Origin of the sequence: Rhizobium sp. AAP43 (assembly GCF_001296045.1) — a bacterium.
In the GTDB taxonomy this organism is placed as follows: Bacteria; Pseudomonadota; Alphaproteobacteria; order Rhizobiales; family Rhizobiaceae; genus Allorhizobium.
The window spans coordinates 13,374-39,796 of the sequence record NZ_LJHS01000003.1 but is presented as its reverse complement, the minus strand read 5'-3'; the positions used below and the strand labels follow the sequence as shown (position 1 = coordinate 39,796).

General features: G+C 59.5%; 30 protein-coding genes. 25 read left to right on the top strand and 5 right to left on the bottom strand.

The window, feature by feature from the left end; genetic code table 11:
• Nucleotide 1 precedes the first annotated feature (1 nt).
• The 19 genes from IP76_RS01840 to IP76_RS23015 all read left to right on the top strand — a co-directional run bounded on the left by IP76_RS01840 (nt 2) and on the right by IP76_RS23015 (nt 15,726).
• A complete protein-coding gene (locus IP76_RS01840) occupies nt 2–451 on the top strand; it encodes a phage tail tube protein (protein WP_054156483.1) in 450 nt (149 codons plus the stop codon).
• The gene (locus IP76_RS01835) at nt 451–804 is read left to right on the top strand and encodes a gene transfer agent family protein (protein ID WP_054156482.1); all 354 of its coding nucleotides are present in this window, start codon (nt 451–453) and stop codon (nt 802–804) included. Before IP76_RS01840 ends, IP76_RS01835 begins: the two co-directional genes overlap by 1 nt.
• A gap of 209 nt (nt 805–1,013) precedes the next feature.
• Nucleotides 1,014–2,894, top strand: coding sequence for a phage tail length tape measure family protein (locus tag IP76_RS01830; RefSeq protein ID WP_054156481.1), 1,881 nt, complete (start codon nt 1,014–1,016; stop codon nt 2,892–2,894).
• Complete coding sequence (locus tag IP76_RS01825; RefSeq protein WP_245281360.1) at nt 2,891–3,616, top strand: hypothetical protein; 726 nt, start codon at nt 2,891–2,893, stop codon at nt 3,614–3,616. Before IP76_RS01830 ends, IP76_RS01825 begins: the two co-directional genes overlap by 4 nt.
• Before the next feature lie 11 nt (nt 3,617–3,627).
• The gene (locus IP76_RS01820) at nt 3,628–4,206 is read left to right on the top strand and encodes a hypothetical protein (protein ID WP_054156480.1); all 579 of its coding nucleotides are present in this window, start codon (nt 3,628–3,630) and stop codon (nt 4,204–4,206) included.
• The gene (locus IP76_RS23235) at nt 4,203–4,604 is read left to right on the top strand and encodes a hypothetical protein (RefSeq protein ID WP_054156479.1); all 402 of its coding nucleotides are present in this window, start codon (nt 4,203–4,205) and stop codon (nt 4,602–4,604) included. Before IP76_RS01820 ends, IP76_RS23235 begins: the two co-directional genes overlap by 4 nt.
• Nucleotides 4,601–6,745 carry a phage tail protein gene (locus tag IP76_RS01810; protein ID WP_054156478.1) on the top strand — a complete coding sequence of 715 codons (2,145 nt, stop codon included), beginning with the start codon at nt 4,601–4,603 and terminating at the stop codon, nt 6,743–6,745. Before IP76_RS23235 ends, IP76_RS01810 begins: the two co-directional genes overlap by 4 nt.
• Nucleotides 6,746–6,779: 34 nt before the next feature.
• Nucleotides 6,780–8,888 carry a hypothetical protein gene (locus tag IP76_RS01805; RefSeq protein ID WP_054156477.1) on the top strand — a complete coding sequence of 703 codons (2,109 nt, stop codon included), beginning with the start codon at nt 6,780–6,782 and terminating at the stop codon, nt 8,886–8,888.
• A 35-nt stretch (nt 8,889–8,923) separates the two neighbouring features.
• Nucleotides 8,924–10,804, top strand: a complete 1,881-nt coding sequence (locus IP76_RS01800) for an acyltransferase family protein (RefSeq protein ID WP_054156476.1) — start codon at nt 8,924–8,926, stop codon at nt 10,802–10,804.
• 136 nt (nt 10,805–10,940) lie between these two features.
• On the top strand, nt 10,941–11,888 hold the full coding sequence (locus IP76_RS01795; RefSeq protein WP_054156475.1) for a peptidoglycan-binding protein: 948 nt from the start codon (nt 10,941–10,943) through the stop codon (nt 11,886–11,888).
• A 42-nt stretch (nt 11,889–11,930) separates the two neighbouring features.
• Nucleotides 11,931–12,458 (top strand): 3TM-type holin, encoded by a 528-nt coding sequence (locus IP76_RS01790; protein ID WP_054156474.1) that lies wholly within the window; start codon nt 11,931–11,933, stop codon nt 12,456–12,458.
• Nucleotides 12,459–12,498: 40 nt separating this feature from the next.
• A complete protein-coding gene (locus tag IP76_RS01785) occupies nt 12,499–12,936 on the top strand; it encodes a hypothetical protein (RefSeq protein WP_054156473.1) in 438 nt (145 codons plus the stop codon).
• An 11-nt stretch (nt 12,937–12,947) separates the two neighbouring features.
• Nucleotides 12,948–13,400, top strand: coding sequence for a hypothetical protein (locus tag IP76_RS01780; RefSeq protein WP_054156472.1), 453 nt, complete (start codon nt 12,948–12,950; stop codon nt 13,398–13,400).
• The gene (locus tag IP76_RS01775) at nt 13,400–14,155 is read left to right on the top strand and encodes a hypothetical protein (RefSeq protein ID WP_054156471.1); all 756 of its coding nucleotides are present in this window, start codon (nt 13,400–13,402) and stop codon (nt 14,153–14,155) included. Before IP76_RS01780 ends, IP76_RS01775 begins: the two co-directional genes overlap by 1 nt.
• Nucleotides 14,152–14,472, top strand: coding sequence for a hypothetical protein (locus IP76_RS01770; protein WP_054156470.1), 321 nt, complete (start codon nt 14,152–14,154; stop codon nt 14,470–14,472). Before IP76_RS01775 ends, IP76_RS01770 begins: the two co-directional genes overlap by 4 nt.
• A 53-nt stretch (nt 14,473–14,525) precedes the next feature.
• Entirely contained in the window at nt 14,526–14,879 is a 354-nt protein-coding gene (locus tag IP76_RS01765) for a DUF1515 family protein (protein WP_054156469.1), read from the top strand.
• Nucleotides 14,879–15,100 (top strand): hypothetical protein, encoded by a 222-nt coding sequence (locus IP76_RS01760; RefSeq protein ID WP_054156468.1) that lies wholly within the window; start codon nt 14,879–14,881, stop codon nt 15,098–15,100. Before IP76_RS01765 ends, IP76_RS01760 begins: the two co-directional genes overlap by 1 nt.
• 117 nt (nt 15,101–15,217) lie before the next feature.
• A complete protein-coding gene (locus IP76_RS01755; RefSeq protein WP_054156467.1) occupies nt 15,218–15,469 on the top strand; it encodes a hypothetical protein in 252 nt (83 codons plus the stop codon).
• Between the two features lie 83 nt (nt 15,470–15,552).
• Complete coding sequence (locus IP76_RS23015) at nt 15,553–15,726, top strand: hypothetical protein (protein WP_156318442.1); 174 nt, start codon at nt 15,553–15,555, stop codon at nt 15,724–15,726.
• Between the two features lie 44 nt (nt 15,727–15,770).
• Here the strand turns inward: IP76_RS23015 and IP76_RS01750 are convergent, their stop codons facing one another.
• Together IP76_RS01750 and IP76_RS01745 are read right to left on the bottom strand one after the other, a co-directional pair.
• The gene (locus tag IP76_RS01750; RefSeq protein WP_054156466.1) at nt 15,771–16,409 is read right to left on the bottom strand and encodes an SOS response-associated peptidase; all 639 of its coding nucleotides are present in this window, start codon (nt 16,407–16,409) and stop codon (nt 15,771–15,773) included.
• Between the two features lie 43 nt (nt 16,410–16,452).
• Nucleotides 16,453–16,785, bottom strand: coding sequence for a hypothetical protein (locus IP76_RS01745; protein ID WP_054156465.1), 333 nt, complete (start codon nt 16,783–16,785; stop codon nt 16,453–16,455).
• Nucleotides 16,786–17,066: 281 nt separating this feature from the next.
• Between IP76_RS01745 and IP76_RS01740 the strand changes: the two genes are divergently transcribed.
• A complete protein-coding gene (locus IP76_RS01740) occupies nt 17,067–17,555 on the top strand; it encodes a hypothetical protein (protein WP_054156464.1) in 489 nt (162 codons plus the stop codon).
• Between the two features lie 837 nt (nt 17,556–18,392).
• On the opposite strand, the gene IP76_RS01735 is transcribed toward IP76_RS01740, so the two are convergent.
• Genes IP76_RS01735 through IP76_RS01725 form a run of 3 tightly spaced genes read right to left on the bottom strand, consistent with a single transcriptional unit; the run spans nt 18,393 to nt 21,159 of the window.
• Nucleotides 18,393–19,187 carry a heme ABC transporter ATP-binding protein gene (locus IP76_RS01735; protein WP_054156463.1) on the bottom strand — a complete coding sequence of 265 codons (795 nt, stop codon included), beginning with the start codon at nt 19,185–19,187 and terminating at the stop codon, nt 18,393–18,395.
• A complete protein-coding gene (locus IP76_RS01730) occupies nt 19,187–20,272 on the bottom strand; it encodes an iron ABC transporter permease (RefSeq protein ID WP_054156462.1) in 1,086 nt (361 codons plus the stop codon). Before IP76_RS01730 ends, IP76_RS01735 begins: the two co-directional genes overlap by 1 nt.
• Entirely contained in the window at nt 20,269–21,159 is an 891-nt protein-coding gene (locus tag IP76_RS01725; RefSeq protein ID WP_054156461.1) for a hemin ABC transporter substrate-binding protein, read from the bottom strand. The genes IP76_RS01730 and IP76_RS01725 overlap by 4 nt, the downstream gene beginning before the upstream one ends.
• Before the next feature lie 226 nt (nt 21,160–21,385).
• On the opposite strand from IP76_RS01725, the gene IP76_RS01720 reads away from it, so the two are divergent.
• The 5 genes from IP76_RS01720 (at nt 21,386) to IP76_RS01700 (ending at nt 26,371) form a co-directional block, all read left to right on the top strand.
• A complete protein-coding gene (locus IP76_RS01720; protein ID WP_054156460.1) occupies nt 21,386–21,730 on the top strand; it encodes an antibiotic biosynthesis monooxygenase in 345 nt (114 codons plus the stop codon).
• A 7-nt stretch (nt 21,731–21,737) separates the two neighbouring features.
• Nucleotides 21,738–22,256: a heme utilization cystosolic carrier protein HutX gene (gene hutX / locus IP76_RS01715; RefSeq protein ID WP_054156459.1), complete on the top strand. Its 519-nt coding sequence runs from the start codon at nt 21,738–21,740 to the stop codon at nt 22,254–22,256.
• Between the two features lie 125 nt (nt 22,257–22,381).
• On the top strand, nt 22,382–25,009 hold the full coding sequence (locus tag IP76_RS01710) for a mechanosensitive ion channel family protein (RefSeq protein WP_245281359.1): 2,628 nt from the start codon (nt 22,382–22,384) through the stop codon (nt 25,007–25,009).
• 125 nt (nt 25,010–25,134) lie between these two features.
• On the top strand, nt 25,135–25,392 hold the full coding sequence (locus IP76_RS01705; protein WP_054156528.1) for a hypothetical protein: 258 nt from the start codon (nt 25,135–25,137) through the stop codon (nt 25,390–25,392).
• 151 nt (nt 25,393–25,543) lie between these two features.
• On the top strand, nt 25,544–26,371 hold the full coding sequence (locus IP76_RS01700) for a response regulator (protein ID WP_054156458.1): 828 nt from the start codon (nt 25,544–25,546) through the stop codon (nt 26,369–26,371).
• The last annotated feature ends 52 nt before the right edge of the window (nt 26,372–26,423 follow it).

Below are 26,423 nucleotides of genomic sequence, written 5' to 3'. Positions count from 1 at the left end.
CATGGTTGCACCCACCTCTGCCGAATTCAAGGACTTCGTGCTGGAAGTCGAGATCACATCAGGTTCTGGCGTCTACACGAAGGTCTGCGGGTTGACTGCCCGCGACATCAAGCGGAAGGCCAATATCAACTCGAACGAGGTGCCGTCTGACTGCAGCGACGAAAGCCTGCCTTCCGAGATCAAGAAGGGCGTGCAGAGTCAGGAAGTCATGGTGGGCGGCTCCGGTGTTTGGGCCAAGCAGAGCCATGAAATGATGCTGGACTGGTGGTACAGCGGCCAAACGAAGAATATTCGCCTGCAGCACGTCAACGCTGCCGTTGGCGACACCGAATACGAGTCCGGCCCGGCCATCCTGGCAGAACTTAACAATGCCGTTGAAAAAGGCCAGGTGGTCAACGCCGAGATCTCAATCGAGTTCAACGGCCTGCCGACGCGGACGGCCAAGGCCTGATGCGTCCGGCGATCGAAAAGACCTGGCCGGGTGGCGAGGACAGATTCCGGCTCGGGATCGGCCACCTCCGCGCGATCGAGGACCGCTGCGATGCCGGCTGTGCCGTCGTGCTGCTTCGCCTCCTGAAGCAGCAGTGGAAGGTCGACGATGTTCTCGCGCCGATCCGGCAAGGGCTGATAGGCGCTGGAATGTCGGACGACGATGCCAGAAAGAAAATCGACAAGGCAACCGAGGCGGCAAGCCTCTATGCCCTTGCGCTCGTCGCCGCTGACATCCTGCGTAATTTTATCATGTGGGAAGGTGGGGACCAGCCGGGGGAGGGCGAAGCGGGGACAGTGATGAGCGAGAGCTGAACCCGCTACCGAATGGCCGCACACGCTGGTCAAACTATTTCATGCTCGGCACCGCGATGGGCTTTCCGCCTGGTGCCGTGAACGAGATGACACTCTGGGAATTCGCATGCTGCGCGGAAGCATTCCGCAAGATGCACGCTACTGACGAGGCCCCGCCGACCATGTCGGCAGAGCGGGCCGCCTCCCTCGGAATTGCAGGATTTTGAACCGTGGCCACCGACGACACCGCACGACTGCTCGTCTCGATCGAGGCGACACAGGCCAAGTTTGCCAAGCAGCTTGCGTCCATCGCAAAGGATGCTGGCGCGACCGCAACGTCTATCGAAGGGCGGTTTAGTCGGGCGAACGACAATGCAGCGAAGTCCTTTGATAATGTTGGCCGGCGAGCCGTGGCGTCGCTTGGATCTCAACGGGCGGCGGCGCAGAATCTATCATTTCAGCTGAACGATATCGCAACCCAGCTCGCGGGCGGACAGTCTCCGTTCCTGATCGCCATGCAGCAGGGCTCGCAGATCAGCCAGGCCCTCGGGAGCGCAGGCGCGGGCGGGGCTGTGTCAGCACTGTCGACGGCCTTTGGCTCCATGCTCAATCCGGTCTCGCTTGCCACGTTTGCCATCATCGCGCTCGGTGGGACGGCGATTCAGTATTTCACCAGTCTGCTCAGCGAAACGGATAAGTCCGCGGAGGCCTTGCAGAAGCAGGCGCAGCTCATTCAGCAGGTGGCGAAGGAGTGGGGTGATGCGGTTCCGGCGTTGAAGGCCTATGCCGACGAACTGGAGCGCACTCAGAAGATTTCCGATCTTCAGCAGGGCGCGCAGATCATCAATGAAGGCACGCTCGAAGGGACGCGGGCCGCTATTGACGACATCCGGATTGCTCTTGCAGACGTAAACTCTCAGCTTCAGGGACAGGACCCCGAGGTTATTCTTGCACTTCAGTCCGCCTTCGAACAATTCGCGGCGGCTGCGGAAGATGGCTCGCTCAAGGTCGAAGACGTCCAGAACGTCCAGGATGCGTTGGCATCGGCAATCAATGCGACGGGCATCCCTGCGCTGGACGGTTTTCGCGCAATGTTCGATCAGCTTGCCGCATCGGCACTGCAGGCCGCCGGTAGCGTGCAGCAACTGAATGCCGCAACCGGTGCGGCGACGACTGCGCTCTATCCTTCGCAGGGGGCTTATGGCGGGGTTACTCGCAGCCCTGATGGGAATATCCAGAACGGCGGCTTCATGACGCCGGAGAATGGACCTACGCCGGATTCTCGGCCGCTGATCGAACTGACCGGCCTTCCGAAGGCAGGAGGCGGCGGGCGGTCCAAGGCTGCCAGTGAGGCGGAGCGTGAGCGAAAGGCGGTAGCCGAGCTGATCGAGCAACTGCAGTTCGAGCAGACGCTGATCGGTATGAGTGACCAGGAGCGGCAGGTCGCAAACGCTTTGCGGCGTGCGGGAGCTGCCGCCACTGACGAGCAACGTGCAAAAATAGAGCAGTTGGTCGAAGCGACTTATGCCGAGCGTGATGCCTTAAAGGCCAGCCAGGAAGCGATGAAAGAGCTGCAGGCGATCGGCAAGGACGTCTTGCAGGGAATCGTTTCGGATCTTCGCGCTGGTAAGAGTGGGGCGGAAATCTTCGCCAACGTGCTCGACAAGATCATCGACAAGCTTGCAAACATCGCCATCGACTCGATCTCCTCTAGCCTTTTCGGCGGTGGCGGTTTCCTTAGCTCAATTTTCAGGGGTTTTGCCGGGGGCGGATATACCGGCAATGGCGGTAAGTATGAACCCGCAGGCATTGTTCACAAGGGGGAATATGTCTTCGATGCCGAGGCCACGCGACGCATCGGCGCTGGCAATCTCAAGCGTCTCGCTGGTTATGCGAAGGGTGGCCTGGTTGGTGGGGGCGCGAGTGGCCAGGCGGCCGGCGCTATCGGCGGCGGTGCTGTCATCACCTACGCTCCCGTCATCGATGCGCGCGGGGCCTCCGTCGAGGCTGTGGCACGTCTGGAGCGGACAATGCAGCAAGACAGACAGAACCTGACCAAGGTGATCGATAGCAGAATGTCTGTCTCCCGCATCCGCAAGACGAGGGCATGATGGCACGTCTTTTGTCCTGGCCACTTGGCCTCAAGTGGAACAGATATAAACTTCTAAGCGGTCCCGAAACGATTGGAGCTGGTTCGAATTCATCGATCGGCAACGTCACGCAGTCGATTACGTCGCCCTTTGGTGCGCGATACATCCAGCTCTCGTTTCCCAGTCTGCGAGGTGTCGAGGCGCGTCGGGCGCGCGGGTTGGTCACGGCACTGCACAAAGGTGCAAATGCTGTCCGCGTTTCATTCTGCGATTGGGACGGGATGACCTTTTCCGAGGCGGGACTTCATGTCCCTGAGACTGAGCGCCGCGATGGTGTGCCGTGGAGCAATGGGCAGTCGTGGAGCAATGCTCGCAACTGGGGCATGTCGAAGCCACTCGTTGCTGTCGCTGAACCTGTTTCCTCGGATGATTCCGTTGTCGCTCTTGCAGGCGATTTCTGGGGTGGTTTGCTCGGTATCGGGGATTGGGTCGGCTTCGCACCCCTGCATTTCGGCCTCTATGAAGTTACCGAGGTGATTGAGCCCGGGCGATACCGTATTTGGCCGCCGTTGCGAAAAGCGCTGACGACGTCAGATTTCGCGACCTTGCATCCCGTCATGGCCATGCGCTTTCTTTCCACGAATCTTCCTGATGCGGAAAGGGGTCCGGCATTTCTCGATGGGCTGACGCTCTCGCTGTTCGAAGTCTTCGACTACGACGTGCGTGACTACTTCACCGAATGAGTGGTTGATCCATGCCAATTTTCTCTGAGGCTGATCGGGCGTTTCTCAGGCGCCCGCACATTGCGCGTGCCTGGTTCGTGGAACTGCAGCTGCCGTCCGGCACCTGGCGCCTGCACAATGGCGTTGGGCGAAAGACGGTCGGCGGGGTGGAATGGCGCGGGGTTTCCGATCCGGGCGGCAGGCAGCTGGTATCGCTCTCTGCTGTCGAAGATCCGCGATTTGGCCAAGCGGCGAAGCTGGATATCGTCATTTCGGGCGTCAATGTGGATTTCGTGCGCTCGGTCAAGGATCAGGCGCGGCTGATCGAGGGCGCGCCGGCTGATGTCTACTGGTGCGCTTTTGATCAGGAAACCCAGGAAGTCTGGTCGGGCGGTCTCAAGAAGCTGTTTCCCGGCTATCTGTCTTCACCTCGCCGGCAGAGCCAGGGCATCGGTATCCGGACAGTGTCCTTCACCATCGAAACGCTGTGGCAAAGCCAGAACTTCGTGTTCGGCGGGGCCTGGACGGATGCAGCACAGCAGATGCGGTATCCGGGCGACAAGGGCCTGCAATATGTCGGCGTCAAGGTGACGGAGATCATCAAGGGATGATTGAAGATAATCTCGCAGCTTATCTCGATGCGGCTATCGACCAACCTATGATCTGGGGTGAGAGCGACTGCACGACCTGGCCTGCGCGCTGGATCGAACGGGTGCGGTCTTGCCCTCTCGATATGCCGCGGTGGTCGAGCCGTGGTGAGGCCTATTCGTTGATCGATGTTTCCGGCTCTCTGCTTGCTCTTTGGGATGATGTGTTGGGGCGGGCAGGTTTGTTCGAGACCGGATCGCCGCTAGCGGGAGACGTTGGCGTCATCACCAGTCATGCCCATGGCCAATGCGGCGGGATTTTCCTTGCCAACGGTTTCTTTGCCTGGCGTGCGGAGCCGCAGGGCTATCGCATTCTTCGGCCTCGCGCCGATGCCATCCTCAAGGCCTGGTCCATCCGATGAAGCTCATCAAGCTCCTGATGCATTGCGGTGCGTCCTACATCGCCATGGTCTCTCATGCCTCGGCGGACCCGATCTCCATTATTGCTACGGCCATTCACGGCTTCCTGCTGTCCAGCACTGCGATTGCCGCATCTCTCACTGGCACGCTCGCAACGATCGCGGCCAATGCTCTGGTGTTCGGTGGGTTGGCGCTCGCATCCGGTCTGGCGGGCCGGCCCCGGGGTGGTGCGGTGAAGCCATCCGATGCCAAGAGCAATTTCGAGACGGGTGAGAGCTCCGTCATCGAGGGGGTGGGGCGTGTGCGCGTGGGTGGGCTGAAAGCCTTTGGCAATTCTGACGGCAGCACCCGCGCTCGCCTGATCTGCCACCTGCAAGGCCCAATCGACGCAATCGAGGCGTATTACCTCGGTCAGCGCGAAGTGACGGTCGAGGCCAATGGCGACATCAGCTCACCGCCGTGGGTCAAGCCTGGCGGAAGTTGGGCGAACTGGCTGACCAAGGCTGGCACCGGATCTGAAACGGCGTGGTCTGGCCTGATGGCGCTGTTTCCAACTCGCTGGACTTCAGCACATAGGGTGCGTGGGATCGCGCAATCGCAACTGCGTTTTTACAATCCTGGCCTGACCAAGCCAAAATATCTCAGCCTCTACCAGAATGGCGCGCCGGATGCGGAGGTGATCGCCCGCGCTTCGCTGATTTACGATCCCCGCACCGGGCTTACGGCCTGGACCGACAATGGCCCGCTGATCTGCGCGCATGTGCTTCGTCGTGATCCAGCATTTGGCTTTGACCGGTTCAACTGGACCAAGATCGCGGCGACTGCCACTGCAGCCGACCAGCTGGTAACGACGCGCAGCGGCACCGAAAAGCGTTGCCGACTCTGGGGCATCTGGGCCTGGGAGAGCGAGCGCGGCGAGACGATGAAGCAGTTTCTCGAATCGGCAGGGCTGGAAATCCGCCTCGACGAGAATGGTCTCATCTATTTCGAGTTCATCGATGACACGCCCACGGCAGAAATCGCGTTCACGCCTGAAGATATCTACGATTACAGCTGGTCTTCAGGGCCGGAGGCCGTAGAGCGGCCGAATATCTGCCGGGTCAAATACTATTCACCCGAGCGTCTGTTCGAAATCGCCGAAGTCAACCTCGACGGGATTGCCTGGGCTCGGATTGAAGACGAAATCGAGCGCTACGGGCCGAAGTATTTCGATATCGAGTTGCCTTTCTGCCCCTCGGCTGCACAAGCGCAGCGCATTGCGCGGCGGCGGTTTCTCATGGAGCGTGCCGATCGCGGCACCATCGTCACAAACATGGTCGGGCTTGCGGCCTGGGGGCTTTTCTATGCCGATATCACCGAGCCCGATCTCGGCGATACTTCGGTCGTAAGAATGCAGCCGCCTCGGGTGGATGACGAAAGCGGATCGGTCGAGATCCCCTTTGTCGCCTGGCCTCAGCTGACCGCCTGGGTTCCGGCAACCGACGAGGCTCTGCCGCCTGAGGTGGTTCCGGAACTGGGTTACGAATCCGATCTCCTCACACCGAATGCGCCGATGGTTGCGTTGCAGATCACCTATCCCGGGGGCGGCAAGGAATTGCGCATAGGCTTTGCTTTGCCGGCGCAATCCTACGACACGACCGAGGCGACTTATCGCGCCTATTCTGCTGGGCTTCCCGGTGCCTGGGAGAGCATGACCGAAGGGCCTGCGACAAACGCAGCGACTTTCGCCTATGTGGCCGGGGATTTCGAAGGCGCGACAATCGACGCCCGCGTGCGCGTCTTCAAGGATGACGAGGGCAGTTACAACTCGGCAAACCTGAACACCGTTGTCGCTGTCGACAACGCAGCGCCTGCGGCTCCCTCCGTGGTAAGTGCCGAGACCGTCGACTTGAGCCTCAATGCGGTTCTCAGAACCTCGCAGATGCGCGTTGCGGCCTTTCATCTGGAGCGCCGAACGAAGGCCAGCGCGTTTGTCGATTTCGGCCCCTGGGCCGCCGTCAACACCTACGCCGCACGTCCGGGCGTCGATGTAACCATCAGCAACTCGGCGAGCAGTTCCTACAGTGTGCAATGGCGCATCCAGGCGCTGACCAGCGACGGCACTGGCAGCGGTTACCTCAGCTACAGCGGCTCGGCTCCTTAAGGCATCCCGAACTATTCATCATACGAGGATCATCATGGCAGTTTTGACCAAACGCGCCTCCAGCATCTTTGCGCCTGTGAACGCGGATGGCTCGCCACGCGGCGCAGACCTGGGCGAAGCCTCGGTCTGGGGGACAGAGGTAGAGCGCGCGCTTGCGGCAGTTGGCGCGGACGCGCTTGAGCCCGGCGATATTCCACCGTTCTACGTCGATGCTTATGACGCTGGCGCCGGTGCGGCGAATGCGATCGAGGCCACAACCTCCGGCCCTGTCGCTGAAGGTGTGCCAGTCTTCATGAACATCTTCGAGACCAGTGGGGCAGGGCCGGTCACCGTCCGGTTCAACGGGGCAGGGCCGGCCTATACCATCAAGACAGCCAGCGGCAACGACCCGGCGACAGGCGGCCTCCCGGCTGGCATGCAGGTGATCGGGCGGATTTCGGGAACGCAGTTTCGGCTCTACACCGATCAGGTGTCGAGTGCGATTGTGGCAGCGGCGGAAGCAGCGGCGCAGCGGGCTGAGGACGCACTTGCTGATCTTGTCGCCGGCGCGGTCCTTGATGGCTCTGTCACCAACGCGAAAGTCGCTTCAAATGCTGCAATTGACGCGACAAAGCTCGCATTTACGCAGGCAGTCGCGGGAGCGGTTCCCCGCTCGATTCAACTGAAACTGGCTGATGCGATCAGCGCCAAGGACTTCGGCGCTCGTGGCGACGCCGTAGTGCAGCGAGCGACTGTGAGCATTGCCAGCGGCGCCGCTGTCCTTACGGTCGGGGCAGCCTTGTTCTCTGCCGGCGACGTTGGAAAATCCATCGCCGTTGAGGGCGCGGGGGCTGCCGGCGGCATACTCAACTCAACTATCTTGAGCTTCACGTCATCGACGCAGGTTACGCTTTCCACGAATGCCTCCACGACGCTATCCGTGTCGACAAACAAGACCGTGGCATTCGGTACAGACAATTATGCAGCTATCGTTGCGGCGCTTGATGTGGCGGGTTCTACAAGAACCGTAAACGTCCCTGACGGGCTGTATTATGTCAGTCAGGCAATCGTCCGAACCACTCCATTCAAACTTGCCGGTTTTTCTGACGCTGCCGTTCTTCTTCTTCCAAGAGCAGGCGCTCTCCTAAACATTGACGCAACGTCAGCAAGCAACAGCGGGGGGGCAATCTCCAACATTCGCTTTGCATCCATCACCAACGCATCCGGTGCTTATGGCATCCGTGTGACCGGGGCCGCATCAAACTTCGTCGCCCTTTGGAACTTCACGAATGTTCGGCTCTCCGGCTTCAATCAGTCTGTATCAATCAGCAAGGGACACTCTCTCAGCGGTTCGTGGTACGTTTCGTTCTTCAGCGCCAACACCTTCGACAACCTCATTGTCGACGAATACAATGGGAACCGCGCTCAGTACGGCATTGCGGGCGACGGCGCGAATACGCTGACTGTTTCAGGCGGGCTCATCCGAGCAGACATATCTGGGATTTCTCTCGGGAACGGCTCGATCGGCTTCGGCGATATTCTGGTGGTTGGCGTGCACTTTAACTTCTGCGATGTCTGTGTGACGCTCACGGGCTCGACAACGTCGAACTTCTACAAGCACAACATCGCGATCGTTAACTGCCAGTTTGATGGCGAGGTTTTGGGAATCAGAAGCCTGACGAATGTCGACACCTATACGGAGGTAGGCTGCAACTACGGCGGCGCAGGCGTCTCACCACCATCTTCAGTGTTCTCTGGGTGTGTTCGCGTTTCAATCATCCAGACTTCCCTGAAATCCGAGTTGGGTAACCGCAAGACATTCACAGGCGGAGCGATGACACTTGATGTCGTCCAAGTCCTTGCAATGGGCGCAACCTACAAAAGCGCCCGTGTCGAGGTGGTCGCAATGGGGACCGTGACTGGGGTGGGTGAATGCATCAGTCACCAAACTTTTATGGTGATCAGAGACAACGTGGGTGCCATGTCTGTTACGGCTGGAACGCAGACACAGGCCCCCGGATCTGGTGACCGGTTTTCGATTGGCATGACCACGGGAACAGGCTTGGCGAACGTGAGGATCACACTGCCTGCCGCGCACGACGGGACGGAGGTCTCTGTGCAAGTGACGCTGATTTCTGACGACTTTGTAATGTATGCGCTGTGACTTGTCGCCCGTGAAGGTTGTGGTAAACCGCAACCATGACGACGAGCACAATGCGAAACGACATCACGGGACTGAGAGCGATCGCGGTTCTCTCAGTCCTGTTCTATCATGTTGGCGCGCCTGTCTTCCCCGGCGGTTTTGTCGGGGTAGACGTGTTTTTGGTCATATCTGGTTATCTTATCACCTTGAAGATCCGGAACGAAATCGAGCGCACTGGGCGCTTCGATTTGAGCGCGTTCTATACCGGCCGGGTGCGTAGGCTTTTCCCTGCACTTCTGGCTACGGTCACGGGATCATCCATTGTTGCCTGCCTGATCTTCCCGCCATCTCTTTTTCAGGAGTTGGCCGGGTCGGCCGTCGCGGCGGTTTTGAGCTTTTCGAATTTCTTCTTCTACGGTGAAAGTGGATATTTTGACACCTCAACGAGGTTGAAACCTCTGCTTCACACATGGTCGCTGAGCATGGAGGAGCAATTCTATCTTGTATGGCCGGTCGCGATGATCTTTCTGATGAAGGTCAGGGGGGGAGGCGTTCGTCTGGCCGTGATTGCTGCACTCTTGTCGGCAAGCCTGCTGCTTAGCATCGCCAAAATGGCTGATCAGGCGATGATCTACTATTTGCTTCCATTCCGCGCTTTCGAATTGCTGATCGGCGCCCTACTGGCGCTTACAGAAAGGAAGTCCGGAGCAGACAAGGCTTTCGGGTCGTGGATCGGCTTGCTGGCGGGCTTAGCCTGCATCATCTGGCCGGTGTTGTTTTATTCCAAAGAGACGGTTTTCCCGACCTACAACGCTGTGCTGCCATGCCTTGGTGCGGCCTTGGTGATATTCTCCGGACAGTGCAAGGCCGGTCGGATCATCATTGGAAATCGCCCGATGGTCTATTGCGGGTTGATCAGCTACTCGCTGTATCTCGTTCACTGGCCGGCAATCGTCTTTTGGGAATATGCATCTGGCAGTTCGCCGACCCTGTGGGGACAGGCTGCGATCTGCGCGATATCTGTTGCCCTCGCTTCGGCAAGCTATCATCTCGTAGAGACGCCGTTCCGGCACTCGAAGGCGATAAGCTCAAGAATGGCCATGTCGGCATGCTTCGTTGGCGCGTCACTGGTTATCGCCCCCGCCGTGGTGGTCTGGTCTGGAGACGGGTGGCCTTGGCGCTTTCCCGGTGCAGCGATGACACTGATTGATCCGACCCGGTTCGACGAAGGCGTTACACATTACCCTCGCGATTGTTTCGCGCTCCCCACTCAGAAGCCAGACGAGAAAGACCCAGCCTGCTTCACAGCGGCAAACAACGGGAAAAAGAACGTGCTGCTGCTCGGCGACAGCACCGCCAATCATCTCGCCGCAGGACTGCATACCCTCCTTGCGGAGGAGGCCAACGTGTTGATCTGGGCCTCGTCTGTTTGTCCTCCTGTGCGAGGCGTTGCCGCAAAGGACAACCCAAACTGCCGGTCCAACATGGACCAGTTTTTTGACGAAATTCTGCCCGCGAACCACTACGATCTGGTCATAGCTGCGAGCTTCCAAGAGTTGGATGCAATGCGTGCGGGGTTCGGCGAAACACTGGAGACATTCAGGAGGGTTGGAACCCCTGTCGTTCTCGTTGGCCGTCCTCTGCTGTACCGGGCGAACCCATCGGACATCATCGCCCAAAACCTCCGTAGCGATGACTTTGGAACGTTGCTCGCCTCCAGGCTCCGCATTGGATGCGATGGGGAAGATGGGCTAGACCAGCTTGTAGCCCCCGATCGGTTCTTCTCGATGAAGTCGCATCTGTGTTCGAACGGCCTCCCAATTTATCAAGTGGGCGGCACCCTCATCAATGCGGATGTTCTTCATCTCAACGGACGCGGGTCTCTGATGATCGCTCGTAACCTCATCGCCTGGCTTCGTCAGCATACGCTACTTTGATCCGAAACGCTGCGTCATGTCCGCTCACGGATAGCGAAATTATCCCTGATGAGTTTCAACGGTATCCAGCATGGGCTCGCTTCGAGCCCCTAATTCACTTCCATAAACTTCGTTAGTCCTTGGTGGAGCCACTCCCATGATCACGACCACGTCACCGCGTGGCCGCGCCTTTACGCGTGGCCATGAAGGCATTGTTTTGACCTGCTATCTCGATTCCGTTGATGTTCCGACCATCGGAACCGGCTTCACGATGCGCAGCGCTGCCGTTCGGCGGGCGCTCGCCAAGATCCGGATCACCAAGCTGGTGCCCGGCAAGACGAAGATCACCATGGCGCAATGCGATGCGATCTTTGCCGAGGTGCTGGCGGCGGAATTCGAGCCGGCTGTTGTGAAGAATTCGCCCGCTGATCGCTCTCAGCAGCAGATGGATGCGGCGACCAGTGCGATCTTCAACCTGGGCACGGGCGCCATGGGCTGGCGCTGGGCTGAGGCCTGGCGGCGGGGCGATGTCTCCGGGGCAGCCTCCATTCTCGGCAGCAACTATAACACGGCCAAGGGCCGGAGGCTGCCGGGGCTGGTGCGCCGGCGGAAGGAAGAGGCCGCGCTCTTCTTGCATGGGGATTATGGCGACCACCGCCTGACCAAGCCTGAAGGCGTGCAGCGGACTGAGCAGGCAACCCAGCCTTCCGGGCCCGACGAGGTGGTGCGTGAGGTGCAGGGGCTGCTGGTCAAGGCTGGCTTTGATCCCGGCAAGGTTGACGGCTGGATGGGCGCGAAGACGACAGCTGCGGTTCTGGCTTTCCAGAAGGCCCATCCGCACCTCAAGGCAGACGGCATCATCGGTCCGGCGACGATTGCGCAGCTGCGGCGCGAGGCAGCCGTTGCAGGCGAGGCAACCACGAAGAGCGTTGCGGGCGGTGTTGCTGCCGGCGGTGCGGCTCTCGCCACGGGCTTGCCCTGGGGCTGGATTGCCGCGGGTGCCGCTGTCGCTGTTCTCGGCGTGCTGGTCTTCGTGGCCTGGCGCAAGCGCGACGTGATCGCGCGCCGCTTCAACACCTGGAGCGGCCGTGAAGCCGTCGTCTGAGTTCATCTTTCCAAGGCTCTGATCCGATGAGGAGATCAACACATGAGTGTCGTCGCGTCCATATTGATCGACGTTGCCGCAAAGGTTGGCGCACCGATGGTCAAGTCAATCCTCGAAAAGCATGTCGGTGGCGTCGCCGGATCGGTCGGCGGTGCCGTGATCGACGCGATCGCCGGGCAGGCGGGCGTTTCACCGCAAGACCTGCCGAAACTGCCTGAGCTGCAGCTCGAGGCGGCGATTGGCGCCGTGGAAGCATCGCCGGAAATCATTCTTGCCTACACACGCGGCCAGGAGCTTTCCAACGAGCTGATGCTGGCCGAGATGAACTCGGAAAGCCGGTTCGGCTGGATGTGGCGGCCGGCCGGCATGTGGCTCATGCTGTTCCTCACCGCGTGGTTTGCCTTTCTGCGGCCGGTCGTTAATGCGGCGTTGTGGTCGGCAGGGACCGCCATCCAGATCGAAATCGGTCTCGATCTCGCAACCTTCCTCGGCATCTTCACCATCTATACCGGCCTCTATATGGGCGGGCATACGGTGATGAAGGCGGTTGCGAAGGCGAAAGGCGCATGATGGCCGCGCATACGGACCTTTGAAACAGGAGATCTGAACTATGCCTTCTTCCACGCTGACCAAGTATCAGGACTTTTCCGAGCAGCTTGCCCGGGGCGTCCACAATTTCGGTGCGCACACGATCAAGGTCGCCTTTACCAACACGACCCCGAATGTGGCAACGCACACGGTGCTTGCCGATATTGGCCAGATCGCCACGGGCGGCGGCTATACCGGCGGCGCTGGTGGCGGGTTGGTACTCGACACCGTGATCGTTTCTGAGGCAGCTGGGATCGTCACTATTGACGCGGCCGATGAGGTTTTCACCGCAAGCGGCGGCAGTGTCGGGCCCATCCGCTATTTCGTGTTCTACAATGACACCCCGACATCGCCGGCCGATCCGCTGATCGGGTACATCGACTATGGCGCGTCCATTGTCATTGGTGATGGCGAGGCCGTCGCGATTCCGATGCCGTCCGGCTTTCTCACCATTTCCTGAAGGATGGCCCGATGGCTTGCCTTGCCAACATAGTGTATGACCCGACGACTGCCGTGACCTGGGCGACGACGGCGAACCTCGCGATGACCGCGATGAGTACGACCAATCTGCGCAACAGCTTCACTGTGCCAGCAAACGGCAAGGTGATGGTTCGCCTGGTCTGCACCATTCATGGTGCCGTTACCATGCCGAGCATTCTGCTTGGGGTGCTGCAGGGCTCGACCATCATCGGTCGCGTTTCGCCGATCGGCGGGCTGAAAAACACTGCCGTGGCAACGGCAATGGTGACGCAGGAGGCGACCTTCGTCGTTTCAGGCCTGACGCCTGGGGCTTCTCTGACCTGGGATATGGCTTACGGCGTCGAGACGCTTGTCGCTTCCACGGCGATCAAGGCGGGCGGGCCGAACGATACCACAAGCAATAACGCCTTCGGGGCTGCCATCTTCGAGATCTGGGAGGCCTGATGCCCGGCTCCAGCCTCAGCCGGCTGATTGCGCCGGCCACGCAGCGCAAGGTCTATGGGATGATCGCGCAGCCGGGTTCGGTGGCGATCGGGGGCGGCTCGATCGGGCTGCGGGCAACCCGGGTCCTCACTCTAGGCGCGGCCTCGACCGCCATCACTGGTCGCGCGCTTGCGGCCAACCGGCAATACGGGCTGCCGCTGCAGCCAGCCGCACTTGATATCACGGGGCAAAGTCTGGCGCTGACGCTGGCGCGGCGGCTCTCTGTCACTCCGGGCTCTTCCTCCCTTGCAGGCGCGTCCCTCTCGATGCGCGTGGCGCGGCGACTGGTAGCGCAGCCTGTTTTGCTTTCGTTGACGGGCGGCAGCCTGGGCATGCGGATCACACGGCAGATTGGATTGCAGCCGGCGGCAGTTGTCGTCGCTGGCGCCGATATCGACATGCTGGCGCTTCGCCAGACGATCCTTGCGCCGGGCGCTGTCTCCGTCACCGGGGCCGAAGCGCTGGTTCGCGTGGTCAGGCGGCTGGATGTCGTGCCCGGCGAGATGGGGACGGCAGGTGCGCCCCTTTCCGTCACCTATCAGAGCAACACGGTTTCCTATTCGCTCTTCGTCGCCCGCGCGCCGCGCGTAACCGAGCGACGGGCTATCCGCCCCTCCAACTTTCCTTTCATCGAAACAGGGCGGCGGCCGGCGGAACTGCTGCGCACGGCGCGAGGCCCCTGGGGTTCCATATTCATAGCAAGGCGGCCGCGATGACTAATACGATTGACAAGGGTTATGGCTTCGGGATGCGGTTCCCCATTCTCGACGAGTTGGGACAAAAGGAGGCGCTCACGGGCGCTGCGATAGAATGGAAGCTGGCGGCAAGCGCAAGCGGGATGCCGCTGATCGAGCGCGAGACTGGCGACATGACTATCTCGACGGCGGCTGGGACTGTGGAATTTACATTGACGTCGATCGAGACGGGCGCGCTTCAGCCCGGCCGCTACTATCACCAGCTCGCGGTGGCGCCTGCGGGCAAGGAGCGAAAGGTCTATTTCTCCGGCTTTTTGAAAGTGGAGGCGCGGCTGTGATGACGGCAAACAGCCAAGCGCTGGTGATCGAGGCGCTGAAGGGACGATGACGGATGGCTGATGCGGAGCAGACGGTTTGGGAACTCAAGGGGCAACTGACCGGGATTGAGAAGCAGTTGCAGCACATTGCCGAGGACTTAAAAGCTTCGCGGCAGGAATCCAGCGACAGTCGCCGACGCATGTATGCGCAGATTGACGCAGTGAAAGACGAGGCGGCAGAAAGCCGGGCGAAGATCGAGCGCGTGGCGGCCGATCTGCAAGAGAACAAGCCAATATTCATCGAGATCCGCGCATGGAAGGAACGCTTCATCGGCATGCAGATGCTGCTGGGGGCAGGGGCTGCCGTGATTGGTGGCGTGCTGGTAATCTTCTGGAAGTGGATCGGGCACAAGCTGGGGGTGGGCTGATGCGGGCGATACTGTTTTGGTTGGTGCCATCGCTTGCGCTTGCCGGCCTGCCGCCCGAGATCCCCGAGGATCAGCCGGAGCGGACAAGGATTGTGGCGGCGGCCGTGCCCTGCCTCAGGGGCGAGACGGAGCGGCGCTATGTCGTGCATTGGTGGGTTGTCAACGAGCGCACGGGCGAGCGAATGCAGGTGGGCAGTCGTCAGGTGCGGCTGCGGTGCTGACGGATCAATAGAGGTTTCCTAGCTTAACGTTCGCGGGTACCATTGGGGAAAAGATCACCTGAAACAATTTTGCATTTCATATGTTTGGCAGCTTTCCGGGATTATTTGGGAGGGCGGATGCACGGGTTGTTGGCGGGACATGATGCCCGGCGGTTTAACGAGACGCTCAGGCGGCTTTCTGAAAAGTTGAAAGCTGATCCTTTGGCTGAGCTTTGGGCTGAACTTGATGGGGTCGACCCGGCGCACCGCCGCATTATCGACCTCCTTGTCACGCTCGCCAAGATCGAGGGGCAAGCTGTGAGTGCCTTCCTCGCTGAGGCGGTGGACATGGCCGCTGATGGCGAGCCGCTTCTGCGGCTGGTGAAATGAGAGACTGAGAACCCCCACCTGTTGAAGGATGTCCCGGAATGTGACGGTTTCCTAAGATTTCCTCTTCAACAGAGGAGATACACATGTATCGGGAACTTGAGGGAATGCTTTGGGTGGCCATGATCGAGGCGCAACGCCTGGGTGATGGGTTTGTAGCGCATCTGGTGCGTATGGCGCTGGTGGAATGCAGAAGCCGCGAGGAGGGCGACGACGAACCGCAAGGTGAGGGCGTGCTGATCGACGAACTACAGTCATAGCGCTGCTGGGCCCCGCGGAAGAAATTTCGCGGGGTCTTTTTCGTTCATGTCTCGACCGGCAGCAGCACCAGATCCTTGTCGGGCAGGGGCCGCTGCAGCGCCTTGGCGCTTTCCCACGGTTCTGACAGCCAGCGGTCCACTTCTTCCTCGGTCGTCAGGATCACCGGCATCGCCTTCGGGTGGATCGGCTTGACGATCGCATTCGGCTCGCAGGTGAGAAAGCTGAAGAGCTCGTGTTCGCCCGGCCGGGGATTTTTGAGCGAGCCGCGCTCGCCATGCCAGCCGGTCCACATGCCGGCGAAAAAGGCGAGGGGCTTTTCTTCATTGATGGCAAACCAGCGCTTGGTTTTCTTCGGCTTGGTGTCTTCCCATTCGCAGAACGTTGTCCACGGCACGACGCAGCGGTTCTCGACACCCAGCCATCGGCGCCAATGGGGCGACGCGGTGTTTCTGATGTTGGTGACGCCGCTATCCGGTTTGCCTTGCGTGACTGAGGGTGGCGAGGGCATGCCCCAGGTGAGGTTGGTCAGCTCTCTGCCGTTTTCCGTCGCGCGCACCACTGGCGCCGGCCGATCCGGATAGACATCTAGCGATGGCTGAAGATTGCCGAGCTTATCGGCTATCGCGCGGGTGAGGGCGCGGATCGCTTCCTGGTTGGTGGTGATGTTGTAGAGATTGCACATGGAAAGGCCTCCCGGAGGAGGCCAATCGTGAGGCTCGATGGGTCTATTTGCAACCCTTGCTCTTCAGAGAGTTTTCAATGGATTGCACCTTGCCCTTGGCAACTGCGACCTGGCCCTCCTTGTCGCCGCCTACGGCTGAGGACATTGGTACGCCGATGAGGAACACGCCGAAAGCATCCCCATTTGCGGCGTCATTCTGCGCCTTGGACACTGCCGCCAGGTTCTGTTGTTCCTTGATCATCTCTTGGCCGAGCTGCTGGCAGGTTTGACCTTGGTAAACAGCCATCGGAATATCAACGGGCACGATTGCGTCCGGACGCTTGGCGCAGGACGACAGGGCGGCGAGTGTCGCCGCTGCGAGTACGAGTTTCTTCATGAGGCTCCCCAGCTTCGATTTACGGTGCGACCATATCTAGGCGCTGACGGACAGGGAAGGGTTGAGCTGCGTCAGTCAACAATTCTAGCGCGAGCGGTCAAGGGTAGCCAGTTTGCCGGAAGACAACGGGAACAGGCGTGGCTAACCGGCTGCTAAATGCCTTTGAAATCACCGAATATTGGTGGGCCCGGAGGGAGTGCCACGCTGGAGGCTTCTAAATCGTCCTGCTTCCGCGTAACTATTTGGGGGACTGATCTCAGATGTAGCCAAGGGGGGCATCCATGGGAGAGCTGCTTGACAGGGAACTTCAGAAACGAATTTTAGCGGATGCGGCCGAGCGGTATCCCGGTAAACTAAGGCTTGAGGGTCTGCCGGGGGGCGAAACACGCGAGAATGTGGTGAACTCGGTCTATCTTCATGAACATGACATGCTTGCTGTGACATGGAAGGGAAACGTCGTTTGGGGATCTCCGCAATACGTGAGGATCACGGCAAAGGGGCTTGATTTTCTGGCCAACGATGGAGGGTTGTCCGCCGTCTTGGGCGTTGTCACTGTAAAACTTCACGATGATACTATCAGGGGTTTGCTGCTAGCTAAGCTGGAAACATCTAGCGCACCGATTGAGGTCCGCCAGAAACTGGCAGAGCAGATCAAGACACTTCCTGCCGAAGCCCTAAAGGAGATCACGCTTTCCGCTATGAAGTCTGGATTGCAACAAATCCCCGACGTCGCCGTCTGGCTTGCAAAGCATCTAAGTGAGCTTTTTTGATTCATCACGCTAGAACGGTGCGACCTGGGTCCGAAAAATCCTAAATGTTTCTATAGAGTAGGGTGCGACCAAGGGCCGGAGCCAACCGCTTGAAATTCCCTCTAGGTTATTCACCTGCAGGTATTCGCACATAGGCGGCCTCTCATTTCATTACGCCAAAGAGCGGCAACCTGCCGGTTATCCACAGGTGTCGATTTCAGTGGATTTCATTTTACAATTCCAACTTGACGACACGGAAAACGCTTCGTTATTTGGGGCGGCATTTTACAGCAGCACTGCTCCTAGTTGCTTGAAAAGCATCACCATGCGCAGCAACTCTTAATCAGCGGGTCGTAGGTTCGAGCCCTACATCACCCACCATTTTCTCCATGCCATTATAATTTCAGAGTCTTTGCAATTGCCGAGCTCTCGGCATAGAGGACTGATGGCACAGTTTGGCTGGCCAATCTGGCTACGCATCTCCGCTCAATTTCACCGACCGTATTCTCATGGCGGCGGCGTGACTGCCGTCTGACTGAAACTCGGGGTGGGGCGGGCTGCAGTCGTACGCTTCGTTTGCCCTGGCTCGCGATGAGTATTCCGCCTCCAAGCATACAGATATCTGATGGTGCAACTTCACGCGGACGTGGCCTAACTCGGGCCGTAAAAAGCTATACTCATTGGCGATAATCTTTCATCGGATGCTATCCGAGATTGTCCTTATGTACCGATCCTGGACATGAATAGATTGTTGATGTTCTTTTTTTGTTTCGGCGAGCGCGCGTCGATATTCCGCTTTCGTTCGTGTTCTTGCACAGTTTTGCCTGTGGATAACTGTGGATAATGCTTGTAGCCGGCTTATCGGCCGACTGATTCGTGACGGGCTTGCGGAAGGATGAATGGCACAGCTGCGGCGGGCAGACGCCCGACGGCTCCCCGGATGCCGTAGACGTCTGCAATAACGTCGTCTTCAAGCGCCTGAAGGGGCGTTCCCTCCCGCACAAGGCGGCCGTGGTGAAGGATGGCGAGATGATCGGCAAACTCGGCTGCGAGATTGAGATCGTGCAGGATTGCCAGAACGATCCCGCCACCTCGCGCAAAATCACGGGCAATTTCCAGCACGGAAATCTGATGGCCGATGTCTAGGCTTGCCGTGGGTTCATCGAGAAATATCGCACAAGGACCGCTGGCGCCTCTTGGAGTGGGGATCTGAGCCAGAACGCGGGCGAACTGGACGCGTTGCTGCTCGCCACCGGACAGGCTGTTATAGGGGCGTGCGTCGAAGCCGGCGAGGTCCAGGCGCGCAAGGGCACGACGGGCCGCGCGATTGGGGTCCAGGCTGCCATGCGCGACGGCTCCCATGCGCACGACTTCGAGCGCGGTAAAGGGGAAGGATAGATGTGTCGATTGCGGCAGGACGCCTCGGATGGCTGCAAGGTCAGTGGCGCGCAGCGTGGCAATGTTGCGATCGCCATAGAGAACGGTGCCGCTGTCTGCGGCGATTTCACCGGTCAGGGTTTTGAGCAGTGTCGACTTGCCGGCCCCGTTCGGGCCGATGATGACGGATACTTTGCCGGGTTCCAGGGTCAGGCTGACCGTGTCGACAAGCGTGCGTCTGGCGCGACGCACGGAGATCTGGTGCGCATGAATCATCAGCGAGCCTCCATCGCTTCGCGCCCGTTGCGCTGGAGCAGCAAAAGCAGGAAAACGGGTGCGCCGATCAGTGCGGTGATGATGCCGATCGGCAATTCTGCAGGCGCTGCGATGGTCCTGGCGATGGTATCGGCAAACAGCAGAAGGGCAGCGCCTCCAAGCGCAGATGCAGGCAGCAGGAAGCGGTGCGCTGGGCCGATGGCCAACCGCAGCAGATGCGGTACGACAATGCCGACAAATCCGATCGAGCCAGCAGCCGCCACCGTCGCACCGCAGGCGGCAGCAACGGCCAGAATCGCAATCCGCTTTAAGCGCTGGACGGGCACCCCCATGTGAAAGGCGGCCGCATCGCCGAGGACCAGGGCGTCGAGGCCTCTGGCGACGAAGGGCGTGATCAGGAGTACGGCGGCCACGAAAGGCAGGATCGCCAGGATTTTTGCGGTTGTTGCGCCACTGAGGGAGCCGAGCGACCAGAATGTGATGTCGCGCAGCGCCCGGTCGTCTGCGACGAAGACGAGCAGGCCGGTGGCTGCGCTCGTCATGGCGGCAATCGCTATGCCGGACAGGATCAGTGCCGTCGTCGACGTGTAGCCGTTGCGGGTGGCGATCGCGTAGAGCAGGAAAGTATTGCCGAGGCCCCCGATGAAGGCCATCAGCGGCAGGAAATGATCGCCGAAGATCTGCTGAAGCGGGAGGAGAAGGGTCGGGCCGAGCACGATTGCGAGCACGGCAGCAAGGGCTGCACCCGAGGTGACGCCGACAATGCCGGGATCTGCGAGGGGGTTGCGGAAAAGGCCCTGCATGATCGCGCCAGAAACGCCAAGGGCTGCGCCAACCAGGAGACCCATCCCGGTTCGGGGGAGGCGTACGGCTTCCAGAATGATCCGGGTCTGCGTCTCAAGGCTGGACCCGTCTGTGGTCAGGTAGCTGATCAGGTGTGGGAGGCCCACCCCTGTTGGCCCGACGACGAGCGAAACGACGATGGCGGCGGCGAGAAGCAAAACGAGGGCAAACAGGACGACAGCGGCGACTGGTGCACGGTCGCCATCCTCCTTGCCGGCCTCAGTCACAGCAAGGACGCTCATGGGGTGGCATGCCCATCATATAGCTTGGCATGCAGCTCGGCAGCGGCTTCGCTGGCGCGCGGGCCGAGGCCCAGCAGCATGAGGCCGTCCATGGCGATGAAGGCGCCGTTACGCCCCGCTGGCGTCGCGGCCAGCGCCGGCAGCGCAAAGGCCTGTTCCTTGGTGAGATGTGTACCTCCGCCGTTCATCACGAGCACGACATCCGGTGCGGCGGCGATCACCGCTTCATCCGTCAGCGGCTTGTAGCCCGAAATTGATTGTACGGCATTCTCACCGCCAGCAAGATTGATCATCGCATCCGCCGAGGTCTGTGAGCCTGCGGCCATCACGCGCCCATTGGCGAGCGACAAGGCGAAGAGGACCTTCTTGCGCGGCCCAGATATGGCTGCGTTCTTTGCCGCAATCGCTGTTAGCTCACTTGCAACCTTATCGGCCAGCGCGCCAGCTTCGCTCTGCCGGCCAATGGCCTCGCCAACGGCACGGATCTTAGCCGGGATCGCATCGATCTCTGGCGGGGAGGGGATGCTGACGAATGGCAGCCCGCTGGCTTTGAGGATTGCAATCGAATCGACCGGGCCAGCACCGCTTTCTGCGATGATCAGGTCGGGCTTCTGCGACAGGACGCCTTCAGCGGAAATCTGGCGGACATAACCGATGTTCGGCTTTTCCTGCGCTTCCGGTGGATATAGGCTGGTCGTGTCGACAGCTGCGATGCGTGTGCCGCCGTCGAGCGCGTAAATGATCTCGGTGACTGTTCCGCCAATGGAGACGATCCGCGCAGCTTCGGCTGCGGTGGCCCGATCGGCGACCAAGGGTTGACTTGCAAGGAGTAGGCCTCCTGCGGCGGCGATCAGGGCGGCGCGGCGGGTGAAAAAGACAGACTGCATAATGGATCGGTACCTGTAATCGGGCGTCTTTCGCGGTCGATCGACGATGCTTCGAGCGGTCGCCGATGGCCGACAAAACGCGGCGGACAATTAACTTGACTTTGATACACAAGTTTAAATACCAAGGCAACAGGTCGAGGTCAGGCGCCTCAGTGTGCCCGTATCCGGGCGTTATGGCGCTTCGATCCCGCTTCAGTCTCAACAGCTTTTGAAAGGGTCATCATCTATGTACATCGCCATGAACCGCTTCCGGGTGGTGCCGGGTTTCGAAGAAGCATTCGAGAACCAGTGGAAGGCGCGCCAGGGGCGTCTCGCCGAAATGCCGGGCTATATCGAGTTCCACATGCTGAAGGGCCCGGTGGCAGAAGATCACACGCTTTATGCCTCCCATACGGTCTGGGAGAGCCACGAGGATTTTCTCGCCTGGACGAAATCGGAGCAGTTCCGTGCCGCTCATGCCCGCGCGGGCGAAAGCAAGGTGCAGTACTTGTCTGGCCCGCATTTCGAAGGCTTTGACGTGATCATTCACGAAGATCGCGGCGGGAACCGTCTGACGACGGAAGCGGCCTGAGGCGATCATGGAGAGCGCTACTGAAGTGAATGGCACGATCGACGAGCGCGCACGCGCAGCGCTTGCCGAAAAGCCGGATGGCGTGGTTGAGCAGATTGCTGCCAAGGCGGGCGTCAGTCCTGCGGATATTCTGGCCATTTTGCCGGAAGGGGCCGCGATTACGGTTCCTGCCGACAAGTGGGCGCAGATTTGGTCCGATCTGTCGACCTGGGGCGACATCCTCATGATCGTTCATACCGAGGATATCGTGCTTGAGGTCGAGGGGCGTCTACCGGATGGCAGTGAAGGCCATGGCTGGTTCAACATCCATGGCGACAGCCCGATCGGCGGCCATATCCGCACGGATCGTTGCGTGTCCATCGTCTTCGTCGATCGCGGTTTTCACGGTCGCAGGTCCTGTTCGGTCTGGTTCATGAACGGCGAGGGCAGGGCGATGTTCAAGGTATTCGTCCGCCGCGATGAGGCCCGGGCACTGATTGAGCCTCAGGTCGAGCGTTTCGAGGCACTTCGCGCCCAATTTGCATGATCGACCGGGCATTGGAGCGGTTGCCGCGTTTGTTGCCTCTCCACTGCCTTGTGGCAAGTCGTTCTTTCTTTTGCCTTTAACTGGCTCTACTGTCGCTCAAAGACATTGTCCGACTGGCCAGATCCTTGATCCATATCCTGACACATATTCGTGGCACCCGGCTCGTCCGGGTCCTCTTCGTTTTGTTCTTCACGCTGGGGGCAACATCGGTTCCAGCCCAGGATAAACCCGGCGAAACACCTGTTTCGGCGGGCGAATCTCCTGCGGGTGCGACCGCGCCTTCGGTGCCGCCTGCGGCAAACACGCCTGTCCAGACGGCTCCAGCAGTCCAGGCTGCGCCGACGGCTCAGGTTCCGGAGCCTGCGGCCGAACCGCTCTCGCCTGATGATCCGCTGGTGATTGCGTCGCAACGCATTGAGCAGGTGCGCACCCGTCTCGCTGGCCTGCGCGAACAGGTTGAAAAGAACGAGGCCGATGACCGGATCCTCGCTGATATCAAGATCCAGACAGACGCTCTGGTGCGTGAGGTGCTATCGATATCCGTCGATCTGCGCCCTCGTTTGAACGATATTCAGACACGTCTGACCGAGCTTGGCGAGCCTCCAGCAGAGGGACAGCCGGCGGAGAATGCGGCGGTCACTCAGGAGCGCAATCGGCTGAACGCGTCGCGGTCCGAAATCAATGCGATGACGGGGCAGGCGGAAGACCTTTCAATTGAGGCAAAGACGCTCTCGGATCGCATATCGAATATTCGCCGCAGTCTGTTCACCAATCAGTTGTTTGCCCATACGGAGATCGACGGGACAATCCTGCGTGATGCATGGGATTCGTTCAGAAGTGACGCCGAGCGGGTGCGCAAGAGCATCCTCAGCTGGCTGCAGTTCGTTGTCCGCTTCAAGGCCGCCCCGCTTGCCATTGCAGTGGTTCTGTCGCTTGCGCTCGCATCGGCCATCGTGTTTGCAGAATATCGCCTGTTTGGCAGGCTTCATCGCCGCGATCCAACCAATGATGATCCCTCCTATATCAGCCGCCTGTCCGTCGCGTTCTGGTCGACCATCCTTCCGTCGCTCGCCCTGACTTTTTTCCTCGTCTCGACCTATTTCCTGCTCCAAACCTTCAATGTGTTGCGGGGCGATATTGCCCCGATCGCAGCGTCCGTCTTTGCTCTGATCGGTCTCGTCTTCTTCGTCACCGCCGTTTCCCGGGCGGTTCTGGCGCCAGCTGCGCCGAACTGGCGGCTGGTGCATGTTTCCAATCGCGGCGCGCGCGACCTGAGCATCGCGATATTCCTGATGGTCCTGGTCAACGGCGTGGACTTCGTGCTCGCTGTGATCAGCGAGACCTACAGTTCGCCTGTGGTTTTGACGGTGGTGAAGAGCCTCGTCTCGTCGGTCATCGTTGGTCTCTTGCTCGTGCTGGTGTCCCTGCTGAAGCCGGTGCTTGCAGAGAGTGAGAACCCGGCCGCGCCCGGGCGGGACTGGCCAAGGACGGTATCCTATACCCTCAGGGGCGTCGGGGTGGTGCTGATCCTCGCCGCATCGATCGGCTATGTGGGGCTGGCCCGGTTCCTTGCGACGCAAATTGTCGTGACCGGTGCGGTGGTCGCGACAATCTATATTGGCATTCTTTCCGGCAAGGCGATTTCTGCACCGAACCAGTTCGGCGAAACCCGGGTCGGCCGGTTCATCGGACGGCAGTTCAGGCTGAGCAGTGTCGGGCTTGATCAGAGCGGGATCGTTGCTGGTCTTTTCATCTATGCTTTCGCTCTTGCGACAGGTGTGCCGCTTATTCTGATGTCCTGGGGCTTCCAGCCGGGCGACATCCGGCTTTGGGTCTATCGCCTGTTCACCGAGATCAATGTCGGCACGATACGGATTTCCATCTTCGGCATTCTGGGCGGCATCCTGCTCTTCGCCATAGGGCTGGTGCTGACCCGCTGGTTCCAGAAGTGGCTGGACGGAAACGTCATGGCTCGGTCCCAGGTGGATGGCGGCGTTCGAAACTCAGTGCGCACCGGCATTGGTTACCTCGGTACGGGTCTTGCCGGCATTGTGGGGATATCGGCCGCCGGTATCGATCTATCGAGCCTTGCACTGGTGGCGGGTGCCCTGTCGCTCGGCATCGGTTTCGGCCTGCAGAATATTGTCTCGAACTTCGTGTCGGGGCTGATCCTTCTGGTCGAGCGGCCCTTCAAGGTCGGAGATCATGTGATCACCGGTGTCAACGAAGGCATTGTCCAGCGCATTTCGGTCCGCGCGACGGAAATCGAGACATTCCGACGACAGACAATCATCGTGCCGAATTCCGAACTGATCAATGCACCCGTCGGGAACTGGACGCATCGCAACAGGGTGCAACGGTCCGAGGTGCCGGTAAGCGTTGCCTTTGATTCCGATCCCGAGGAGATCATCCAGGTTTTGCTGGAGGTGGTGGCGGACAATCCCGACATCCTGCGAAATCCCGAGCCGCATGTTGAATTTCTGCGGTTTGGCGCGTCGTCCCTGGATTTCGAGTTGCGCTTCCATCTCGCCGACATGGGCAAAGGGCTTGATATCCGCAACAATGTCCGCGTCGAGATCCTCAAGCGCTTTCGGGCGAGGGGTATCGTCATGCCCTATCCGCACCAGGATGTTACGATCAGCATGCGTGATGCCATGTCGATCACCCGCAGAGGGCGAAAACCGTTCGCTCCGCAAAAATCACCTGACGTCGATTTGCAAGACGAACCGGATGATGACAAGATCCTGCCATGAACGCTCCATTCAGGCCGCATTCAGCCGGATAATGGCAAGAGAGTGGCATGCGCTTCGGGATCGTTCCGGTGTGCGTTCGGGGAGTGACGCTCTTGCTTCATCTTGGTGTGGACAAATGGCATGTCATGGGAAGGCTTCTCGCCTTTGGCGGAATTCTTCTGGCGTTCGGGGCGAATGCTGCGACCATCAACAATGGCGGGGCGTCCGCTGTGGTCATCGTCGTCGTTGAAGATGGTAGCAAGGTCGAACTGGCACTTGACGCCGGCGCATCCGAGACAATCTGTCCTGCCGGCTGCTTCGTAACACTCCCGAATGGAGACCGGATCGGTCTCGCTGGTGATGAGACAATCGAACTGGGAGACGGTGGCGCCGTCATCAAGTGAAAATCGCTTGAACTGAAAAAGTTCTTGGCGAAGATCGTTATTTATTCATTTGTCCTAAATCACGCAAGATCGTGCTTTCCGGGGTTAACGGTTCCGCAAAGCATCGATGTTACCTGTTTCACGAAGAAACAATTACAAAAGAAGGCGTGTCATGGCAGTTCTTGGCGTCTCGGGGATGGAGTATTCCGGAGAAACTTTTCCTGATGTCCGGATTATTCTCGGTGAAGACTCAAACGTCTTCACGCAGATGATCAGGCAGCGCCTGAAGGAACTGATGGGGGTCGATGTCGAAATCTGCCGCACCTTCGAAGATCTTCAGATGGCCAATGAGCTTTCAGACGCCAAGGTCGATCTGGCAATCTCGAACATCAATCTGCCCGGTGCAGAAAATGGCGAGGCGCTTGAGTATCTGATCGACTGCAATATTCCGACCGTGGTCTTTACCGGAACATTCGTCGACGAAATGCGCGAGAAGCTGTTGGCGAAGGACATCGTCGACTACATTCTCAAGGACAATGTCTTCGCCGTCGAAATGCTGGCTGAGTCCGTCTACCGCTTCCTGACCAATCATCGCCATCACGTGCTGATCGTTGATGACAGCCCGACGGCGCGAGCGCTTCTATCCAGCCGCCTGCGTCGTTACAATTTCCGTGTTAGCCTTGCGGAAAACGGCGCCAAGGCCATTGAGCTTCTCAAGGCCAATCCGGATGTCGGACTTGTCGTTACCGATTATAATATGCCCGATATCGACGGCTTCGAACTGACCCGCCGTATCCGCGCCGTTCGCGGTTCACACGAGTTGCGCATCATCGGCGTTTCCTCATCGAATAACCGACTGCTGTCGGCGCGCTTCCTCAAGGTTGGTGGTAATGACTTCATGCTCCGGCCTTTCATCGACGAAGAGTTCTATTGCCGCGTGAACCAGAATCTGGACACGCTGGTGCAGATCAAGGCCGCACAGGCCCGCAAAGCTGGTTGATTACCGCTGCTGATTGGCTTTGACTGCTGAGGGGTGTGTCTTGTCACCCCCT

Excerpts from the sequence above, each read along its gene's own strand:
- IP76_RS01840 (WP_054156483.1), top strand. The coding sequence starts at position 2 with ATGGTTGCACCCACCTCTGCCGAATTCAAGGACTTCGTGCTGGAAGTC.
- IP76_RS01835 (WP_054156482.1), top strand. The coding sequence starts at position 451 with ATGCGTCCGGCGATCGAAAAGACCTGGCCGGGTGGCGAGGACAGATTC.
- IP76_RS01825 (WP_245281360.1), top strand. The coding sequence starts at position 2,891 with ATGATGGCACGTCTTTTGTCCTGGCCACTTGGCCTCAAGTGGAACAGA.
- IP76_RS01820 (WP_054156480.1), top strand. The coding sequence starts at position 3,628 with ATGCCAATTTTCTCTGAGGCTGATCGGGCGTTTCTCAGGCGCCCGCAC.
- IP76_RS23235 (WP_054156479.1), top strand. The coding sequence starts at position 4,203 with ATGATTGAAGATAATCTCGCAGCTTATCTCGATGCGGCTATCGACCAA.
- IP76_RS01810 (WP_054156478.1), top strand. The coding sequence starts at position 4,601 with ATGAAGCTCATCAAGCTCCTGATGCATTGCGGTGCGTCCTACATCGCC.
- IP76_RS01805 (WP_054156477.1), top strand. The coding sequence starts at position 6,780 with ATGGCAGTTTTGACCAAACGCGCCTCCAGCATCTTTGCGCCTGTGAAC.
- IP76_RS01800 (WP_054156476.1), top strand. The coding sequence starts at position 8,924 with ATGACGACGAGCACAATGCGAAACGACATCACGGGACTGAGAGCGATC.
- IP76_RS01795 (WP_054156475.1), top strand. The coding sequence starts at position 10,941 with ATGATCACGACCACGTCACCGCGTGGCCGCGCCTTTACGCGTGGCCAT.
- IP76_RS01790 (WP_054156474.1), top strand. The coding sequence starts at position 11,931 with ATGAGTGTCGTCGCGTCCATATTGATCGACGTTGCCGCAAAGGTTGGC.
- IP76_RS01785 (WP_054156473.1), top strand. The coding sequence starts at position 12,499 with ATGCCTTCTTCCACGCTGACCAAGTATCAGGACTTTTCCGAGCAGCTT.
- IP76_RS01780 (WP_054156472.1), top strand. The coding sequence starts at position 12,948 with ATGGCTTGCCTTGCCAACATAGTGTATGACCCGACGACTGCCGTGACC.
- IP76_RS01775 (WP_054156471.1), top strand. The coding sequence starts at position 13,400 with ATGCCCGGCTCCAGCCTCAGCCGGCTGATTGCGCCGGCCACGCAGCGC.
- IP76_RS01770 (WP_054156470.1), top strand. The coding sequence starts at position 14,152 with ATGACTAATACGATTGACAAGGGTTATGGCTTCGGGATGCGGTTCCCC.
- IP76_RS01765 (WP_054156469.1), top strand. The coding sequence starts at position 14,526 with ATGGCTGATGCGGAGCAGACGGTTTGGGAACTCAAGGGGCAACTGACC.
- IP76_RS01760 (WP_054156468.1), top strand. The coding sequence starts at position 14,879 with ATGCGGGCGATACTGTTTTGGTTGGTGCCATCGCTTGCGCTTGCCGGC.
- IP76_RS01755 (WP_054156467.1), top strand. The coding sequence starts at position 15,218 with ATGCACGGGTTGTTGGCGGGACATGATGCCCGGCGGTTTAACGAGACG.
- IP76_RS23015 (WP_156318442.1), top strand. The coding sequence starts at position 15,553 with ATGTATCGGGAACTTGAGGGAATGCTTTGGGTGGCCATGATCGAGGCG.
- IP76_RS01750 (WP_054156466.1), bottom strand. The coding sequence starts at position 16,409 with ATGTGCAATCTCTACAACATCACCACCAACCAGGAAGCGATCCGCGCC.
- IP76_RS01745 (WP_054156465.1), bottom strand. The coding sequence starts at position 16,785 with ATGAAGAAACTCGTACTCGCAGCGGCGACACTCGCCGCCCTGTCGTCC.
- IP76_RS01740 (WP_054156464.1), top strand. The coding sequence starts at position 17,067 with ATGGGAGAGCTGCTTGACAGGGAACTTCAGAAACGAATTTTAGCGGAT.
- IP76_RS01735 (WP_054156463.1), bottom strand. The coding sequence starts at position 19,187 with ATGATTCATGCGCACCAGATCTCCGTGCGTCGCGCCAGACGCACGCTT.
- IP76_RS01730 (WP_054156462.1), bottom strand. The coding sequence starts at position 20,272 with ATGAGCGTCCTTGCTGTGACTGAGGCCGGCAAGGAGGATGGCGACCGT.
- IP76_RS01725 (WP_054156461.1), bottom strand. The coding sequence starts at position 21,159 with ATGCAGTCTGTCTTTTTCACCCGCCGCGCCGCCCTGATCGCCGCCGCA.
- IP76_RS01720 (WP_054156460.1), top strand. The coding sequence starts at position 21,386 with ATGTACATCGCCATGAACCGCTTCCGGGTGGTGCCGGGTTTCGAAGAA.
- hutX (WP_054156459.1), top strand. The coding sequence starts at position 21,738 with ATGGAGAGCGCTACTGAAGTGAATGGCACGATCGACGAGCGCGCACGC.
- IP76_RS01705 (WP_054156528.1), top strand. The coding sequence starts at position 25,135 with ATGGGAAGGCTTCTCGCCTTTGGCGGAATTCTTCTGGCGTTCGGGGCG.
- IP76_RS01700 (WP_054156458.1), top strand. The coding sequence starts at position 25,544 with ATGGCAGTTCTTGGCGTCTCGGGGATGGAGTATTCCGGAGAAACTTTT.